Genomic DNA, 17,311 nt, shown 5'->3' with positions numbered 1-17,311 from the left:
ATATTCAGACATAAAAGTTTGTGCAAATGCATAAAGTTATTATTTTGATAAAATATCTTCAATCATGAAAGCAATTGATAAATTTGTTTTAGTAAACGGAGTACTTAAATCAGCATCCAGAAGCGTTTCAATTTTTTTGACTTTATATAGAACTGTATTTCGATGTATGAATTCTCTCTTGCTAATTTTAGAAGTACTTCCATCTTCCTCTATAAAAATTCGCAAAAAGCTTTTCATGTTGGTATTGTGCATTTGATCGTATTGAACTAATGATCCTAACATATCTTGATAAAATCGTTGTATAAGATCCCTATTTTCAACTGCCATAATAATTTTGTAGGCACCAATTTCCGTATATTTATAAAGATTGGGATTTTTATGCTGCTGTGATAGTTTTATAACGGTTTTAGCTTGTTCTAAACTTTTTTGAAGATCTTTTGTATCTGTATAAAAGTTTCCCATTCCTATGAATAGTGGAGTGGGGGTCGGGTAATTCTCATGAAGTTGATTGAATATAGAGTTGACAGTCCTTGAAAATGGTATATCTGGAGTTTGAACATGGGAACGACTTATTAAGAAGATTAACTGATTATTGTCGATGAGCCGAAGAAATGACTTGTAACGGACAGAAAATGCTTGCCGAATAATTCTCTCGTAAGTTGTGATTTCTTGGGTCTCGCTAGAAGGGGTACATATAATGATGCCTTTTTCATCTTCTTTAGAAAAACCAAAATGTTCTAAAGCTTTCTCTAACGAATGATCTTGAACATCAGTAAATAATAATTTTCTCATTAAATCTTCTTCAGTTAGCTCTCTTTCATGATGAGTATTAAGAAAGTGAAAGGTCAGTTTCAATAAATCGGCAATACGGTACCGCCATTCCATCTCAAAAATAGGAAACTGTAAATCATTTGCAAGAGTTATTGCTTCGGTTGGTATTTTAGAAATATAAGGACCTATATTAATGATTAATCCTGCAGTTCGCTTTTGAGCAAGCGCTGTAATAAGTTCTAAAAGAGCCTCTGTATTTTCACTTAGATGAATACCTGTAGAAATAATAATTTCGTTTGCTTGACAAAATTTTGATAAATCTACACTTTCAATCACGTTTATACCACTGACTTCATTGTTTAATCCATCGGCCCCTCCCCTTAAAACGAGCATATGAAATATTCGTGAATCCAAAAAATGTTGAAATGTTATCATCTATTTCACCCCTAACTTCTATAGTAGAAAAGCTAAAGTACTTTGTGCGAATGCACATGTTTTTTTAGTGAAATGACTATATACCATAAATTTATAATACACTAAAATTGGAAATGTTAGTAGATGTAATAAAAAATAACATGTATTTGGGAGGTAATATATTGTTTATATGTAATGAAAGTCGTTTAAAGGAATCAATTCAAATGTTTAGTAAGTTTGGTCAAACTACAAATGGCGGAGTAACAAGGTTATCTTTATCTCCTGAAGATGTTGCTGCAAGAAATTACTTTTGTAAATGTTGTGAAGAACTTGGGATGGATGTCACCTTTGATGATATGGCAAATATTTATGCGACATTGCCAGGCAAAAAAGAGTTACCTCCAATTGTAATGGGTTCACATTTAGATTCAGTTGAGAAAGGCGGACGTTTTGACGGAGTTTTAGGTGTTTTAACTGCGCTTGAAGTTGTCAGAACATTGTGTGAATTTGAAATAGAGATTGAAGCACCGATAGTCATTGTCAATTTTACGAATGAAGAAGGTGCGCGTTTTGATCCAGCAATGATGAGTTCTGGCGTATTAGCTGGAAAGTTTGATAAAGAAAAAATGCTACATTCAAAGGATAAAAATGGAGTTGCTTTTTTAGAAGCATTAGAAGGAAGCGACTATCAAGGAGATAAAGAAAATCGTTTAAAAGAAGCTTTAGCGTATTTAGAAGTTCATATTGAACAGGGACCTGTGCTTGAGAGTAAAGCGATAGATATAGGAGTAGTTGAAGGGGTTCTTGGAATGGTATGTTATGAGATTACGATTATAGGTGAATCCGATCATGCAGGAACAACACCTATGACAATGCGAAAAGATCCATTATTTGCAGCTACTGATATTATTACGTCTTTAAGAAAAAAACTAGCTTCGTTAGATCAAGATTTAGTTTATACAATGGGAAGAATGAACGTTTCACCTAATATTCATACGGTCATTCCGAATAAGGTGGTATTTACGTTAGAAGCTCGTCACCAACATCCAGCAATTATATCAAAAGTGGAGGATTTTATTCATAATTTGCCATCTGATATTGATGGTTGTGAACTCTCATTTGAAAAACTATGGAGCAGGGACACAGTTGTATTTGAAAGTGACATCTGTCAATCGATTGAAGATTCATGTGAGAAATACGGATATACTTCTCATCGAATGTACAGTGGAGCAGGGCATGATGCGCAATTTATGGCAAGCTATATACCTTCGGCGATGATATTTGTACCGAGTGTAAATGGAAAAAGCCATTGCGAAGAAGAACTAACGAGTTTTAAAGATTGTGCAAACGGGGCAAATGTCTTACTTCAAACAGTACTCTCTCTTCAAGAGAAATTAGTAAAAGAAAAACAAACTATATAGAAAGAAGGAACACTATGAAAAAACTAATTACTGGCGGAACAATCGTAACAGCAGCTGATAAGTATGAAGCGGATATTCTAATTGAAGATGGCAAGATTGCTTATATTGGAAAAGGAATCGTAGATGATGAGGCGGAAGTGATTGATGCTTCTGGACAATATGTTTTTCCAGGTGGAATTGATCCCCATACCCATCTAGATATGCCTTTTAATAATACGGTGACAGATGATGATTGGGAATCGGGTACGATTGCAGCAGCATTTGGTGGTACAACAACCATCTTAGATTTTTGTTTAACAGCAGGCGAAACAAAACTAATGGATGCAGTAGATAAGTGGCATGAGAAGGCAAAAGACAAAGCTGTCATCGATTATGGATTCCATTTAATGATTGGTGATTTAAACGAAGATACTTTGGTTGAATTACCGAAAGTGTTAGAGCAGGAAGGAATTACTTCTATAAAAGTATTCCTTGCCTACGCGAAGGAATTTCAAGCTACTGATCGTACCCTTTATCAAGCTTTTAAAGTTGGAAAAGAGATGGGTGCAGTTGTAATGGTCCATTGTGAGAATGGTTCAGTTATAGACGAATTAGTGGAGGAAGCAAAAGCGCTTGGTCATACAGAACCAATTTATCATGCTTTAACTCGTCCTCCTCAATTAGAAGGTGAGGCAACAAAACGAGCAATTGAGTTGGCTCATTTAGCAGATGCTGAACTTTATGTAGTGCATGTTACATGTAAGGAAGCCGTTGATGAAATCATTGCTGCACGACAAAAAGGGTATAAAGTGTATGGTGAAACTTGCCCACCTTACTTAACACTCGATCAGTCAGCTTTAGAAAAGCCTAACTTTGAAGGAGCTAAATACGTTTGGTCCCCACCACTTCGACCTAAAGAACATCAAGAAGTTTTATGGAATGCCTTAAAAGCTAAACAACTTCAAACAATTGGATCAGATCAATGTTCCTTTAATTTTAATGGTAAAAAACGTTTAGGAATTGATGATTTCTCAAAAATTCCGAACGGAGGACCATTTATCGAAGATAGATTTAGTGTCTTATATTCTGAAGGCGTCGTGAAGGGGAAAATAACAATCAATGAATTCGTTGATATGATTTCAACAAATGCAGCGAAAATTTTTGGCTTATATCCTCAAAAAGGAACAATAGCAGTTGGATCAGATGCGGATATCGTCTTATTTGATCCAAGAAAAGAACGTATTATTTCAGCTGAAACGCATCATATGAATGTCGATTATAGTGCGTTTGAAGGATTAAAAGTAACAGGGGAACCTATTAGTGTGTTAAGTCGGGGGAATTTTGTTGTAAAAGATAAAGAGTTTGTTGGTGCTTTAGGAAGTGGTCAGTATATTAAACGACAAGTGAAGAAGGAGGAAACAAAAGAGGTAGTTACTCAATAATATAGGGGTGATTAAATGATTAATAGTTTATTAGATAAGAATTTTGAAGAAGTTACACTGGGTTTTTCTAAAGCTAGTGCAATGGAAGAAGCGAATCGTTGTTTATATTGTTATGATGCACCTTGTATGCGAGCATGTCCAACAAGTATTAATGTGCCAAGCTTTATCAAAAAAATTGCTTCCGGAAACTTAAAAGGTTCTGCAAAAGTAATTTTAGAAGCAAATCCAATGGGAGCAAGTTGTGCAAGAGTTTGTCCAACTGAAGAACTTTGTGAAGGTGCCTGTGTCATGCAAAAAGATGACAAGCCAATTAAGATTGGAGCCCTTCAACGTTATGCAACAGATTGGGTAAAAAATCAAGATATTCCATTATTCAATGCTGGTGTTCCAAATGGTAAAAGGATTGCTATTATAGGAAGTGGACCAGCAGGGTTATCTGCTGCACGTGAACTATGCCGAATGGGTTATGAAGTTACAATCTTCGAAGCTGAAAAAAAGGCTGGAGGACTTAATCAGCATGGGATTGTATCATTCCGATTACCACAAGAAGTTGTTGACTGGGAAGTAGAACAAGTTCGTCGATTAGGAGCAACTATATTAACAGGGAAGAGAGTTGGAAAAGATGTTACTTGCGATGAGTTATTGGAGAACTTTGATCGAATTATAGTGGCAGTAGGAATGAGCAAAGTCCCTAATTTAAATATTGAAGGAGAAATGCTAGAAGGTGTACTTGATGCAATTGAGTTTGTCAAAACAACGAAGCAAGAAACAGTTCCGCAAAATATGATAGGCAAGAAAGTAGTCGTTATCGGTGCAGGAAATACGGCGATCGATGCGGCAACCTGTGCAATTCGTTTAGGTGCAGCAAGTGTAAAGATTTTATATCGTCGTACTGCCAATGAAATGACAGCATATCCATTTGAATATGAATTTGCTAAGCAAGAGGGGGTAGAATTTCAATGGCTAACTTCACCTAAAAAAGTAGTAGGGAATGAAGATGGCCAAGTTATGGCATTAGAATGCGTTCAAATGAAATTAGTCGATTGCTATGACAGAAAAGATGCATTATTAGAAGTCGAAAATTCAAACTTCACGATAGCAACAGATTTTGTCATTCGTGCAATTGGACAAAAGCGTCAAGTAGATTTGATACAGGAATTCAACATTCAACAAAGTAACGGCATTCCTTCAGTTGATCCTGTAACACTTCAAACATCTAATTCAAAGGTATATGCCTGTGGTGATGTGATATATGGAAATGGCTATGGTGATGCAACAGTCGTTTCAGCTGTCCAACAAGGGAAAGATTGCGCATATGCAATTCATCATTCATTAAAACAATCATCAGAGATTGCCTAACACAAAGAGGGGGGATTATATGGCTGATTTACGAATAAATCTTGCAGGAATACAGTCACCAAATCCGTTTTGGTTAGCTTCTGCTCCACCAACCAATTCTGGATATCAAGTACAAAGAGCATTTGAAGCTGGTTGGGGAGGTGCAGTTTGGAAAACACTTGGCGATCCTATTTTAAATGTATCGTCTAGATTTGCAGCAGTTAGTTTCAATGGACAGAAAGTTGCAGGCTTCAACAATATTGAGCTCATTACTGACCGTCCACTTGAAATAAATTTAAAAGAAATTTATGAGACAAAGAAACGCTTTCCCAATCATGCGATTATCGCATCTTTAATGGTAGAACCGAAACAAGAAAAGTGGCATGAAATTGTAAAACGAGTAGAAGACGTCGGAGTAGATGGTTTGGAATTAAATTTTGGGTGTCCCCATGGAATGGCTGAACGTGGTATGGGAGCTGCATCTGGTCAGGTACCTGAACTTGTTGAAAAGCAAACCTACTGGGCAAAAGAAATGGCTAAAACGCCTGTTATTGTGAAGCTAACGCCAAATATTACGGATATTACCGTAACTGCCGAAGCAGCAGTAAGAGGTGGGGCGGATGCGATTAGTATGATAAATACGATTAATAGTTTAGCTGGAGTTGATTTAAACACTTGGAATACAATTCCTCATGTTGGTGGTAAAGGGGCACATGGTGGTTATTGCGGACCAGCGGTAAAACCAATTGCGTTGAATATGGTTGGGGAATGTGCTCGAAGTCCACATATTAATCTACCAATTTCAGGGATAGGTGGAATATCAAATTGGCAAGATGCTGCTGAGTTTTTATTGATGGGTGCAACCGGTGTCCAGGTTTGTACCGCTGCGATGCATCATGGTTTTCGTATCGTAGAAGATATGATCGATGGATTGAATAATTATTTGGATGAAAAAGGTATTACATCAGTGATGGACATTGTCGGGCAATCCGTACCAAAATATTCTGATTGGGGTAATTTAGATCTAAATTATAAGGTAGTAGCAGAAATCAATAATGATAAATGTATTCATTGTAATAAATGCTATATTGCATGTGAAGATACATCCCATCAAGCTATTGACCTTTATCATGATGCAAGCGGACTTTCTCAACTGAAAATACGTGAGGAAGATTGTGTTGGCTGTAATTTATGCTCTATTGTTTGCCCAGAAGAAGGAGCCATTACGATGAAAGAAGTGAAAAATACTTTGCCGTCTATGACATGGAACGAACGTCAGGAAATGCTAAAAGTATTGAATACAACCGCTGAGCCAATTGGAAAGTAGATGTTAGTAATTTGGCAAAGTAACTGTTCTTAATAAATTCCCAAGTTGTTATTTTAGATATAGTGAGATGAAATATTAGGGTAGGAAATGCCCTCGTTAAAATTGAAAAATGTGGAGGTTATGCCTATGGAGCAAAAAAATGATTATTTGAAATCCCCTGATTTATTGCCTATCTCTTATGAGAAACGAAATGTTGGTGCTTTTGGTTTTTCAGTTATTTGGGTAGGGATGGCGATTGTATTAGCCGCATTCGCTATTGGTGCTGCAGGAATTATCCATTTACCTATGCCGATGCTAATTTTCGCTACATTGGTCGGCTCCTTAACAATTGGAATTTTCATGGTACTTATAGGTGATATTGGTGTGGAACATGGGCTAGCATTTCCTGTTTATATGCGTGCTCCATTTGGCACATTCGGAACGCATCTCCCTTCATTGGTAAGGGGGATAACCGCATCGTGTTGGTTTGGTATTAATACGTATTTTGGTTCTTTAGCGATCAATGGAATTTTAAATATTTTATTTGATTTTGATAACTGGTTTGTCTGTTTCGTATTCTTTGCCGTATTCCAATTATTAAATACTTCTTTAGGTATTAAATCGATTGAACGTTTTGCAGATTTAGCCGCGCCAATCATTATTTTCATCTCTTGTTGGATGTATGTAGCACTTGCTGATAAGGCAACTTCTTCAGGGAAAGAAGTATGGTCATGGGTTGAATCTCCAACAACAGGAATGGCTACATTTACAGCATTTATGGTTGTTGTAATGGCAAATATGGGCTTCTGGGCAACATTAGCAGCTGACATGCCTTCTCTATCTCGTTTTTTCAAAGCACCAAAAAATGAAAAAAATTGGATTAAACGCAATAAGACACAACTGGTAGGTTCGCTTATTGTGATGCCAGTTGTCAACACATTTATGATTGTCATCGGTGCAGTTTGTTATATGGCCGTTTCATCCGGTGATCCTGTTGCCGCATTACAAGAGTCTGCAAGCGGATTTGTATTAGCAATATTATTGTTAATGATTGTATTAGCGCAATGGTCTACAAATACTTCAGCAAATGTCATTCCGGCTGCAACAATCTTTTCTAATATTGGTGGTCCAAAAGTCCCTTTCTGGATAGGTGTCGTAATTGCTGGAATTATTGGTACTCTAGCACAACCTTGGAGTCTTTTCGATGTATTGAATTCAGTTCTTCTAATTATAGGTGGTATTTTAACTGCAATAGTTGGCATTATGTTTGCAGATTATTATTTACTACGCAAACGTCGATTAAATGTGGAGGAACTTTATGAGATTTCAGGGCAGTATAAATATATGAATGGTTTTAATCTAGCTGGACTGATTTCTTGGATTATTGGCGGTATTATAGCAAATTTATTACCAACTTATTCTTCATTGGTAGGATTTGCAGTTGGAGCTGTTCTTTACTATGTTCTGGCAAAATATTGGTGGTTTAAAAAATACCCACAAAAGGAAATTACAGATCCAAGTGATAGAAAATATTTGGGTATAACAGTAGGACGTGATTGGGAAATATCACCTCAAGAAAAGCAAGAACAAATACCGGAGCTCACACCCAATTTAAGCCCTAAATAGTTTTAAAACAAGTTGTAGTTTTGCATTCTAAAAGGAGTGATTCTGATGTCGGCATACTTACAAACAATCGATGAAATTGATCAAATCGATCGTTTACTGCTTCAAAAATATTGTATGAAAACTTTTACAGAAAATCTTGATGGTGCAAAAATTGAATTTTATCATCAAGAAAGTAATGATTCAAAAGAGCTTCATATAGGTTCTGCAGATGCGCGTAAATATGCATCGGTTAAAGTATTCGAGCAAGTGTATAAAACCTTAATATGAGTTATTTCAATTTAAAATTTTCCTCTCTTCAGTACACGTAGTAAAGGATTTAATCCTCTACTATATGTACTTTTTTTAATGTTTCATTCGAAAGTCTATATTGTAATTTAGCAAATAGTAAGATAAAGTTATTGCATTATATAAAAGGAGTTCGAATGATGCAATTTATGTCCTTTTTTCATCCGATTGTATGGATTATATTAAATGGTACGATTTTTACTCGTATTGCTAGTTTTATGACTATTCCTTTTTTAGCTATTTATCTTCAAAGTGAACTACATGCTTCTCCGCTAATGATTGGAATTACATTAGGAATTGCTCAACTATGTGCAACATTTGGTGGTTTTATAGGTGGTTATTTGACAGATAAGTTTGGAAGAAAATTTATCATGCTGACAACCATTTTTATATGGAGTGCAGTATTTATAGGTTTTGCAACTGTTAGAGTTGTTTCTTTTTTTATTTTGTTGAATGCAATCAATGGTTTATGTCGTTCCTTTTTTGAACCTGCCTCACAAGCATTAATGATTGATTTTACAGAGGAAAAAAAGAGAAGACGGTTATTTTCATTTCGCTATACAGCGATTAACATTGCAGCCGTGATCGGACCATTATGTGGTGTATGGATTTCTAGCCTATCCAGTGCAAAAGTTCCTTTTTTAATCACAGGTTCAATGTATACAATTTACGGGTTATTTTTAATTTTTGTCTTTAAAAAGTATGAAGTGACACCTAAGAGTACTACAGAAAAACAAACAATTATTCAAATGCTTAAAGTTGTATTAGGTGATCGAAAACTATTATATTTACTTGCAGGTGGAATTTTAGTTAGTCTTGGATACTCACAATTCGACTCGACTTTACCACAGTACATAAATTTAAATATTGAGAATGGTGTTAAACTCTATTCTTTACTAATCACACTTAATGCGATTGTCGTATTAGCATTACAATTACCAATTGGCATATATACAGAACGGATTTCTATTATGAAAAGTTTGGTTATTGGTATCTTATTTTTCGCAGCTGGTTTCCTTATCTTTAATGTTGCGACTACAACTTGGGTATTTGTCGTTGGAATGATAATATTTACAATTGGTGAAATCTTCGCTTTTCCAATGATGAATGCTTTAATAGAAGAAATTGCTCCTGCTACACAAAAAGCAACCTATTTAGGAGCTTCACAGTTTAAAAACTTAGGTGGTTTTATGGGACCAGTATTTGGAGGATGGCTACTAGTTCATTTTGAATCTCAGCTATACATTGTGATGGCAATAGTTTTCTTACTAAGCCTTGTATTCTATCGATTAGCGTTTTTGAAAAGAGATGCTATTAAAGTTTAAATAGTAAAAGGAGTTATCCAATTGGATAGCTCCTTTTATAGTTGGTTGTGAGTGTATAAAAAGTACAGATTTGGTTAGACGATTGCTAATCCCACACTTTTTTTAATCTAAGTATTCCTTCCTCGATTTGTTCAAATGATAGCCCTCCGTATCCTAATATAATCATTTGCTGAGCTGAAGGTTTATAGTATGAAGTTGAACTAGGATAAACGCATACTCCTATGCCCAAAGCCTTTTGAATTGCTTCTTTTTCACTTAAAGTGTTGGGCAGTTTTAAAACGATGTGCAGTCCTGATTTTTCACCAATAATTTGAAATGTGCTTGGTAAATGAGTCTTGATAGCTGTTATTAATGCAATTTGCTTTTTTCGATATAGTGTTCTCATTTTTGCTAAATGTTTGTCAAAAAGCCCTTGGGTAATGAAGTCTGCTAAAATGAGTTGGTCTATTTTAGAAACAACTGATTTTTGATCTTTATAAAAATTAGTAAATGCTTCGACTAATGATGATGGCAATATTAAATAGCTAATGCGAATGGATGGTATAAGTGTTTTTGAGAATGTACCGGAATAAATGACTTGTTGCAGTTGATCCATTTTTGCTAAAGATGGGAATGGTTGTCCTTTAAAGCGATATTCCGAATCATAATCGTCTTCGATAATATAAGTATTATTCTTTTGTGCCCAATGTAATAATGCAGCTCTACGATCAGCTGACATTACCATTCCTAATGGAAATTGATGAGCAGGGGTTGTATACAAAAAGTCTATTTTTTGTGTAGGCACAGTTACCCCATTTTTATCAACAGCAATATGATATGTATGATAACAATATTGTTGGAAAATAGCGCGAGCTCTTTTAAAACCAGGTTCTTCGATGCCAGCAATACTAGTAGGTCCAAAAAAAAGACATAACGCTTGAAGTTGATGTTGTGTACCTCCAAAGATAAACACTTGCGAAGAATCACACTGTACTCCTCTTGAACGTTGGACATACTGAGCAATCTCAAAACGAAGAGTGGGTTCGCCTTGCCATGGAGAATTCACTAAATTTTCTGGTTGCAAATACTTTTTAAATAATTTCCGCCATGATGTGAAAGGGAAAGAAGAGGCATCGACATGACCATTATGAAAATCAATATCCGTTTTAACAGGTGATGTTTCTGTAACTGGTTGAGTGGCTTTCGTTTCTTTAATTTGTTGCCATTCAAATTCAAATGGTGATACAAAATAACCAGATCTTTCTTTACTATAGATAAAACCTTCTGCATCTAATTGTTCATACGCTTCCTTAACAGTATGAACGCTAACGCTTAAATTTTCAGCTAAATGCCGCTTTGAAGGTAATTTACTATGAGCAGGAAGTTTCTTTGTCACAATGGTGTTTTTCAGTTGCTCGTAAATTTGAACGTATTTAGGGGAGTCATTGTTTAGATTAATATTAACTTCCATAAGTATTCACCTCTATTATGAATAAAAGAATCTAACATAATCATACCAAAGATTACTATAGAAAGAGTTGATGTCTGTTAGAAAGGGATTTTCATAAAAAAGAAGAATAGTGACACTAAGTTGCGACCAATTTTCAAAATATTCGTCTAATATATAGATACATAAAAGGAGTTGGGATAATGAATACTAATCAACTCGTGTCCAGTTGGTATGATGAATTTGGCACAATGATTTTTACATATATTTTGATGATTTTGATAGGTTGTATTATTGTTAGCACATTACCTTTGTATTCATCAACTGCTACTGATTTTATGCAAAAATTGCTTCCTATGAATATAAGTAATGAACAAAATTCTTATATTGATAGAAAAATTAGCAAACTGCTTGAAGTGGAGAAGATTGACTTTCAAAACGTTGGAATAAGCACGAATCCTTTTACTATTAACATTGGACTTATGTCAAATGGCAAAAGATTTGATGAACAGAAATCTATACTAATACCTAAAATAAAAAAACTTTTGAAAAAAGAGAATATCGATGATTATAAGTTGGAAATTACACCTTATCATAAACCAAACCCCACTAAAGAGACTAAAATGACAGGTGAAGTAAAAGTGGAAGGAAAGGTTTTGCAAACAAACTGGCCAATTATTGTTTCAAATATTTATAATTCAATGGCAGGAAAGTCTACTTACAAGATGAAAGGAATAAGTTTCAAAGAGGGAAAAGATCTTGTGAATATAACCATCCGTACAGGATTAGAAAAAGATAAAGATACAAAAATTATTGTGAAAAAAATTGAAAATGAATTACAGGATTATTTTGCTGAAGAAAAAACGCAAAAGCAAATTGGTAACTTTAATTACGAGATTATAATCCTAGATAAAGAAAAGAATATGATTGGAAAAGTTGAAAAATATTAATGTCATTGGATTGTTCTATAAATGCTCAACTAAAAAGAAATTTGCAAACTATATTATATGGAGGCAAATTCGAAATAAAGAAAACAAATGATTATAGGGATTTTTTTCTATATAGAAAGGGCTATCTTTTAAAAAGTAGTCCTTTTTTTCTTATTCTAAATTAACTTTTAGAAGGGCTAACTCTACAGGAATATTCATACTTTATTTCATATTTCTTATATTCCGCAATATCAATCGAATTTTCCCATAAAAATTCTTTCTTTTTCTTTAAAATTTCGTAAAAACAAGTGACAAGATAACGAGTTAGCCCGATTAAGAAGAATTTCTCATTTTATACACCACTTGATCATTGTAAAATAGAATAATGCGAATTTTGTAAATAATTATATTAAATTTGAATATTTTAGAAACCTTTTTAAGGTTTTTTCGTATTAATAATAGATTATTTGAGTTAAAATTACATAAAACAGAATTTTTCATCAATTATCGAGAAGGAGAGATTTTATGGGGCCGAGGCTAAGCGTATTAATTGATTTTACAAGAGAGAAATTTGGATTGGAGCAATATAATTTGCATCATTATAGTTTTTCCAGAACGATTGATCTTTTCAAAAATACGTATTATACACTTTGCATGGAATGGTTTCCAGATTTCATTGATGACGAGTTACTTGAGGAAGGACTAAATCCAGAGGGAGCAGCAGTAATAGAAATAGATATAAATAGTTATCAGACAAAAAGTGCCATTTTCGTTGGAGGGAAATCCTATTCAAATCAGTATACTTTTTCAGGTTTAGATACTAGAGAAATTATTCATTGGGTAGAAGAGCAAACAAATCTTACTTTTAACAAACAGTTCCATCTAGTAGAGGTGGAAAAGGGACGTTTATATTTTAAATCTTGCCTTAATGGACAGGAAGTATCACCATTTGGAGATATTGAACTAAAGTATGATTATGATGGAAGAATTATATTTTTCTCTGTTAATGGACATTTTCCTAACTTAGATTTACAAGTGAAGGAAGATTATACGCTTTCGTTGGAGAAAATAGATGAACTAAAAAGAGCTCAATTGAAATTAATCGATTATCCATCCGCTATTTATAAAAAGTTAATTGAGATATACGCTGTCGAGGAAATTTATATAAAAAATGATCTTTCAACAATTCCTTATGAAGTATCTTTAATAGGAAAGGAACATTTGAAGATAGATAAAATAATTACTTGGGAATCGAGACTTTCAGATCAATTTGAGAGAAAAGAAATTGCAATAATTGAAGAAATACCGGAGGAGTTAGCTTTTTCTGGTGAGTCACATCCAGATTTAATCCCAATTAGTGAGCAAGAAAGAGAAAAATGTGAAATCGCTGTAACAAATTTTTTACGTCAACAATATCCATTCGATTCTGGAAACTGGAAATTATCAGAACTTTGTCGGGATAAAGGATATATTCATGCAATTCTTGCGGGAAGTGAGAAGAAAAGCTGCGTCTTGCAAAGAAAGCTATTGCTAATTATTGATAGAGTAACATTAGAAGTACTTAATTATCTTGACAATAAATTCATGTTGGAAACCTTTGACTTATATCGATTGCCTGAGAGAATTGTCATATCAGAAGAAGATGCTTACGAAAAGTTAAAGGATTATTTTGAACTAAAGCCTACTTTTGTCTATGATCACGAGCAAAAACAATATATTCTATGTGGCAAATTAGATTGTGCCTATGGTATCAATGCCTCTATTGGTGAAATAATTGAGTTAAATAATTTGTGATAAAGTGAATGGAGCTTCTGGTATGGTCTATTTTGTTAGATTTGGTTATGTTATTTATACCAAAAACAGAATAGATTAGAAGGAAGGAGTTGAGAAATATGAAATTTACTGAATTACATAATGAACAAGTGATTTTAAAACCGATGGAGAAAAGTGATATTAATGGAATTTTAAAAGTAGCCACTTTCCCGGAAATCTGGTCATACTTATCAGTAACGTTAGAAACGCTTGAAGATGTGAAAAAATATGTATCGACTGCATTAAAGAATAAAGAAAAGGGAATTGAATTTTCGTTTGTTATTATTGATCCTGTCAGTAACGAAATTATTGGATCAACAAGATTTATGGATATTAATGAAAGACATAATCGACTAGAAATTGGTTCAACTTGGTTGACACCCGCATATTGGCGAACAGCCATAAATACAAATTGTAAATATCTGCTATTGCAATATTGCTTTGAAATCTTACATTTAAATCGGGTCCAAATTAAAACAGATCATGAAAATACTCGGTCCCAAAAAGCAATTGAACGAATTGGTGCAAAAAGAGAAGGAATATTAAGAAATCATATGATAAGAAAAGATGGGACAGTTAGAGATACTGTGATGTATAGTGTAACGAATGAAGAATGGTTAGAAGTAAAAAAACGCTTGAAACACATGTTATAGTAAGCATTGACTATTCTTATAAAAAGGTGCCGCTACCAAAGTATAGCGGCACCTTATTTTATATTTTATCCAATTTAGAACTTAGTTCGTAGATGAACTTATCGAGTTCATCAACTCGAATGGATACGGCAGAATATTTCTTTTGAATACCCAAATAGAATATTGCGTTTATTGGTTCTTTTAAAGTAATACGTATATTCGGATATACTTTTTCAAAATCCTGCAGGACGAATTCTAATGTATCTCTTGATGATTTTTTCATCAAAGAATCTTTATCTATTATAATGTCACTTATTAAATCGTATGGGATTTCAATACGTTTCATAAGACCTGAAGAGATGAATAATGTTTTTTCGCTAAAAGTAATAGGATTTAACCGCATTGCTTGCAAATCACCTATAAAGAAAAGAACGGAGTAGACATTGAAAATAAGCAACAGTATCGATAAGATGATAGATTTATCATGTAGCCACCAATGTATACCTATAGTTTCAATAAAAATAGCGTGAATAATCATTATTTGAAAGGCGATATAACTAGAGTTTTTGTAAATTGTTAATCCATCGCTAGGCTTTTTTCTCCAACTAAAAAGGGAATAATAGATCATTAATCCTTCAGAACAAATAATATGCACTAATTTATATGATTTTACATGATGGTCAACGGCTTTTGGAAATGCAAATATTGTTGGGATTTTACTTTGCTTTGTTGTACGAATTATTTTTGGCATGAAAATGACTAAAGAAACTAATATAGAAATTTCAAGAATCAGGAGAGCTGCTTCTACTGCAAACCCAATCCAAGTAATCGCAACGAAAGGTTGTAAATGTTCTATCGGTATAACAAAACGAGCCAAAATACATCCAGCGGATAAAAATAAAATGCTATTCTTTAATGTAAACCTTTTTTGATAAAGTAAAATAGTAAGCGGAGCAATAATACATAAATCAAGTAGTGAACCGAGAACAACACTATTTGTATCTTCTGGCAAGATAGAAGTACCATAAGATGTACGATATAATGCAAGATTTGAAGTAATAACAAGTAAACCTAATAGTAACCAAAATACACTTTTTGATTTAATAACCACAAAAGCCCTCCTATTATCTTGAAATTTAAATACGGAATTATTGGAACGTTTACTAATGTGTAAATGAATAGCTACCGATATAAACGAAAAATTACGTAAGTTCATAAAAATAACGATAATATAAAATATTTTAAATTAATGTATTAATACCATTAGTCTATCATTATTTGGAAACTTATGAAATAATAGAGGCGACCCCAAATTTTGGTGGAAGGAAGTACTATTTTGTTATCAACATTTCTCATTAATTTTTTATTTTTATTGATCCCGTTTGTGGTCTATTTTGTCTTTTGTGATTATCGAAATCTAAAAAACTATAGTTTGACTTTTACTCTTCTAGCATCTGTTACAATGGTATTGTGTCTGTTATTCCCAATCCATTTGCATAGCGGTTTTATAGTCGATTTGCGATATATTCCATTTATATTAGTTGGATTATATCTTGGTTTTAAAAATATATTGTTCTTATACATAGTTCTTAATATATGTCGAACGTTAATCGGTGGGGAAGGGATTATACAATCATTTTTATATTCGACATTGGTTTTAATAGTCGTATCTTTGTGTCATCGGAAGTTTAAACAATTAAACGTAAAGCCTCGTATTATTTTTGGGTCAGTGTTGGCTTTATTGAATGTATTATTCTACCTATTTACTCTTCAGTTTCAGGTTCCAGATAATAAAGAGTTCTGGATGTTGGCCATTAACTTAACAAGTACATACTTTATCATGTCATTTATAATTTTCAGCTTAATAGAGCGCATCTTACAGAATTTAAGAACACGTGAAAAGATTGCTCAATCTGAGAAATTCCATGTAATTAGTGAATTATCAGCAAGTGTAGCTCATGAAATTCGAAATCCTTTAACGACTACTTCTGGATTTTTACAATTATTAAGTAATTCGAATTCAATTTCAGAAAATGACAAGGGCTATATTGACTACTCATTACAAGAATTGCAACGAGCTGAGAAAATTGTAAGTGATTTTCTTACTTTTTCAAAACCTCAAGATGACCTGTTAGAAGAAACAAATCTAATCGAAGATATAAAATATGCCAAGAATATATTGATTCCTTATGCGAATATGCATCATGTTCAAATGAAAATAAGTTTTCACAACTCATTACATAGAAAATTAAACACAACACTAATGCGTCAATGCTTTATAAACCTCTTTAAAAACGGGATTGAGGCGATGAAAGATAGCGGCGGAATATTATGCATAAAAGTATTAGAACATAAAAACAATATAATCATTAAAATCACTGATTCAGGTATAGGAATGGATGAACAAGAAATTTTGTCGATTGCAAAGCCATATTATTCAACTAAAAATGATGGAACGGGCCTTGGGATGGTCATCGTTTATAATGCCATTCACAATGTTGGCGGGCAAGTAAATGTTGAAAGTTCAAAAGGAAAAGGTACTACATTTACCATCACGATTCCTGTTTAGAACTATAGAAATGAAAGGATATACTCTTTAAATAGG

The 17,311-nt window shown here is 33.6% G+C and carries 14 protein-coding genes; 11 read left to right on the top strand and 3 right to left on the bottom strand.

Features of this window, described 5'->3' with window-relative positions; all coding sequences use genetic code 11:
- Window positions 1-39 precede the first annotated feature (39 nt).
- Complete coding sequence (locus tag D1606_RS13085; protein ID WP_119416464.1) at window positions 40-1,206, bottom strand: PucR family transcriptional regulator; 1,167 nt, start codon at window positions 1,204-1,206, stop codon at window positions 40-42.
- 161 nt (window positions 1,207-1,367) lie between these two features.
- On the opposite strand from D1606_RS13085, the gene D1606_RS13080 reads away from it, so the two are divergent.
- From D1606_RS13080 to D1606_RS13050, 7 genes are all read left to right on the top strand, one after another.
- Complete coding sequence (locus tag D1606_RS13080; RefSeq protein WP_233548106.1) at window positions 1,368-2,606, top strand: Zn-dependent hydrolase; 1,239 nt, start codon at window positions 1,368-1,370, stop codon at window positions 2,604-2,606.
- Window positions 2,607-2,620: 14 nt separating this feature from the next.
- Window positions 2,621-4,027 (top strand): dihydropyrimidinase, encoded by a 1,407-nt coding sequence (hydA, locus tag D1606_RS13075; protein WP_119416462.1) that lies wholly within the window; start codon window positions 2,621-2,623, stop codon window positions 4,025-4,027.
- A gap of 15 nt (window positions 4,028-4,042) precedes the next feature.
- Window positions 4,043-5,386 (top strand): NAD(P)-dependent oxidoreductase, encoded by a 1,344-nt coding sequence (locus D1606_RS13070; RefSeq protein ID WP_119416461.1) that lies wholly within the window; start codon window positions 4,043-4,045, stop codon window positions 5,384-5,386.
- A gap of 19 nt (window positions 5,387-5,405) precedes the next feature.
- Window positions 5,406-6,692 (top strand): NAD-dependent dihydropyrimidine dehydrogenase subunit PreA, encoded by a 1,287-nt coding sequence (preA, locus tag D1606_RS13065; RefSeq protein ID WP_119416460.1) that lies wholly within the window; start codon window positions 5,406-5,408, stop codon window positions 6,690-6,692.
- A gap of 126 nt (window positions 6,693-6,818) precedes the next feature.
- On the top strand, window positions 6,819-8,297 hold the full coding sequence (locus D1606_RS13060) for an NCS1 family transporter (RefSeq protein WP_119416459.1): 1,479 nt from the start codon (window positions 6,819-6,821) through the stop codon (window positions 8,295-8,297).
- Between the two features lie 45 nt (window positions 8,298-8,342).
- On the top strand, window positions 8,343-8,564 hold the full coding sequence (locus D1606_RS13055; protein WP_119416458.1) for a hypothetical protein: 222 nt from the start codon (window positions 8,343-8,345) through the stop codon (window positions 8,562-8,564).
- Window positions 8,565-8,722: 158 nt separating this feature from the next.
- Window positions 8,723-9,907 carry an MDR family MFS transporter gene (locus D1606_RS13050; protein WP_233548105.1) on the top strand — a complete coding sequence of 395 codons (1,185 nt, stop codon included), beginning with the start codon at window positions 8,723-8,725 and terminating at the stop codon, window positions 9,905-9,907.
- Window positions 9,908-9,992: 85 nt separating this feature from the next.
- On the opposite strand, the gene pdxR is transcribed toward D1606_RS13050, so the two are convergent.
- Window positions 9,993-11,357 (bottom strand): MocR-like pyridoxine biosynthesis transcription factor PdxR, encoded by a 1,365-nt coding sequence (gene pdxR, locus D1606_RS13045; protein ID WP_119416456.1) that lies wholly within the window; start codon window positions 11,355-11,357, stop codon window positions 9,993-9,995.
- A gap of 179 nt (window positions 11,358-11,536) precedes the next feature.
- Between pdxR and D1606_RS13040 the strand changes: the two genes are divergently transcribed.
- The 3 genes from D1606_RS13040 to D1606_RS13030 all read left to right on the top strand — a co-directional run bounded on the left by D1606_RS13040 (window position 11,537) and on the right by D1606_RS13030 (window position 14,727).
- Entirely contained in the window at window positions 11,537-12,283 is a 747-nt protein-coding gene (locus D1606_RS13040) for a hypothetical protein (RefSeq protein ID WP_119416455.1), read from the top strand.
- A 504-nt stretch (window positions 12,284-12,787) separates the two neighbouring features.
- On the top strand, window positions 12,788-14,056 hold the full coding sequence (locus tag D1606_RS13035) for a hypothetical protein (protein WP_119416454.1): 1,269 nt from the start codon (window positions 12,788-12,790) through the stop codon (window positions 14,054-14,056).
- A gap of 98 nt (window positions 14,057-14,154) precedes the next feature.
- The gene (locus tag D1606_RS13030) at window positions 14,155-14,727 is read left to right on the top strand and encodes a GNAT family N-acetyltransferase (protein ID WP_119416453.1); all 573 of its coding nucleotides are present in this window, start codon (window positions 14,155-14,157) and stop codon (window positions 14,725-14,727) included.
- A 58-nt stretch (window positions 14,728-14,785) separates the two neighbouring features.
- Here the strand turns inward: D1606_RS13030 and D1606_RS13025 are convergent, their stop codons facing one another.
- The gene (locus D1606_RS13025) at window positions 14,786-15,817 is read right to left on the bottom strand and encodes a beta-carotene 15,15'-monooxygenase (RefSeq protein WP_119416452.1); all 1,032 of its coding nucleotides are present in this window, start codon (window positions 15,815-15,817) and stop codon (window positions 14,786-14,788) included.
- A 207-nt stretch (window positions 15,818-16,024) separates the two neighbouring features.
- Between D1606_RS13025 and D1606_RS19320 the strand changes: the two genes are divergently transcribed.
- Window positions 16,025-17,275, top strand: coding sequence for an ATP-binding protein (locus D1606_RS19320; RefSeq protein ID WP_369973807.1), 1,251 nt, complete (start codon window positions 16,025-16,027; stop codon window positions 17,273-17,275).
- Window positions 17,276-17,311: the final 36 nt, after the last annotated feature.

Origin of the sequence: Rummeliibacillus sp. POC4 (genome assembly GCF_003576525.1) — a bacterium.
Lineage (GTDB): Bacteria > Bacillota > Bacilli > Bacillales_A > Planococcaceae > Rummeliibacillus.
The sequence above is the reverse complement of the archived record's forward strand: the minus strand, read 5'-3'. Positions and strand labels throughout refer to the sequence as shown.

What these genes read in the sequence shown, in the direction of transcription:
- D1606_RS13085 (WP_119416464.1), bottom strand. Translation starts at nt 1,206, where the DNA reads ATGATAACATTTCAACATTTTTTGGATTCACGAATATTTCATATGCTC.
- hydA (WP_119416462.1), top strand. Translation starts at nt 2,621, where the DNA reads ATGAAAAAACTAATTACTGGCGGAACAATCGTAACAGCAGCTGATAAG.
- D1606_RS13070 (WP_119416461.1), top strand. Translation starts at nt 4,043, where the DNA reads ATGATTAATAGTTTATTAGATAAGAATTTTGAAGAAGTTACACTGGGT.
- preA (WP_119416460.1), top strand. Translation starts at nt 5,406, where the DNA reads ATGGCTGATTTACGAATAAATCTTGCAGGAATACAGTCACCAAATCCG.
- D1606_RS13060 (WP_119416459.1), top strand. Translation starts at nt 6,819, where the DNA reads ATGGAGCAAAAAAATGATTATTTGAAATCCCCTGATTTATTGCCTATC.
- D1606_RS13055 (WP_119416458.1), top strand. Translation starts at nt 8,343, where the DNA reads ATGTCGGCATACTTACAAACAATCGATGAAATTGATCAAATCGATCGT.
- D1606_RS13050 (WP_233548105.1), top strand. Translation starts at nt 8,723, where the DNA reads ATGCAATTTATGTCCTTTTTTCATCCGATTGTATGGATTATATTAAAT.
- pdxR (WP_119416456.1), bottom strand. Translation starts at nt 11,357, where the DNA reads ATGGAAGTTAATATTAATCTAAACAATGACTCCCCTAAATACGTTCAA.
- D1606_RS13040 (WP_119416455.1), top strand. Translation starts at nt 11,537, where the DNA reads ATGAATACTAATCAACTCGTGTCCAGTTGGTATGATGAATTTGGCACA.
- D1606_RS13035 (WP_119416454.1), top strand. Translation starts at nt 12,788, where the DNA reads ATGGGGCCGAGGCTAAGCGTATTAATTGATTTTACAAGAGAGAAATTT.
- D1606_RS13030 (WP_119416453.1), top strand. Translation starts at nt 14,155, where the DNA reads ATGAAATTTACTGAATTACATAATGAACAAGTGATTTTAAAACCGATG.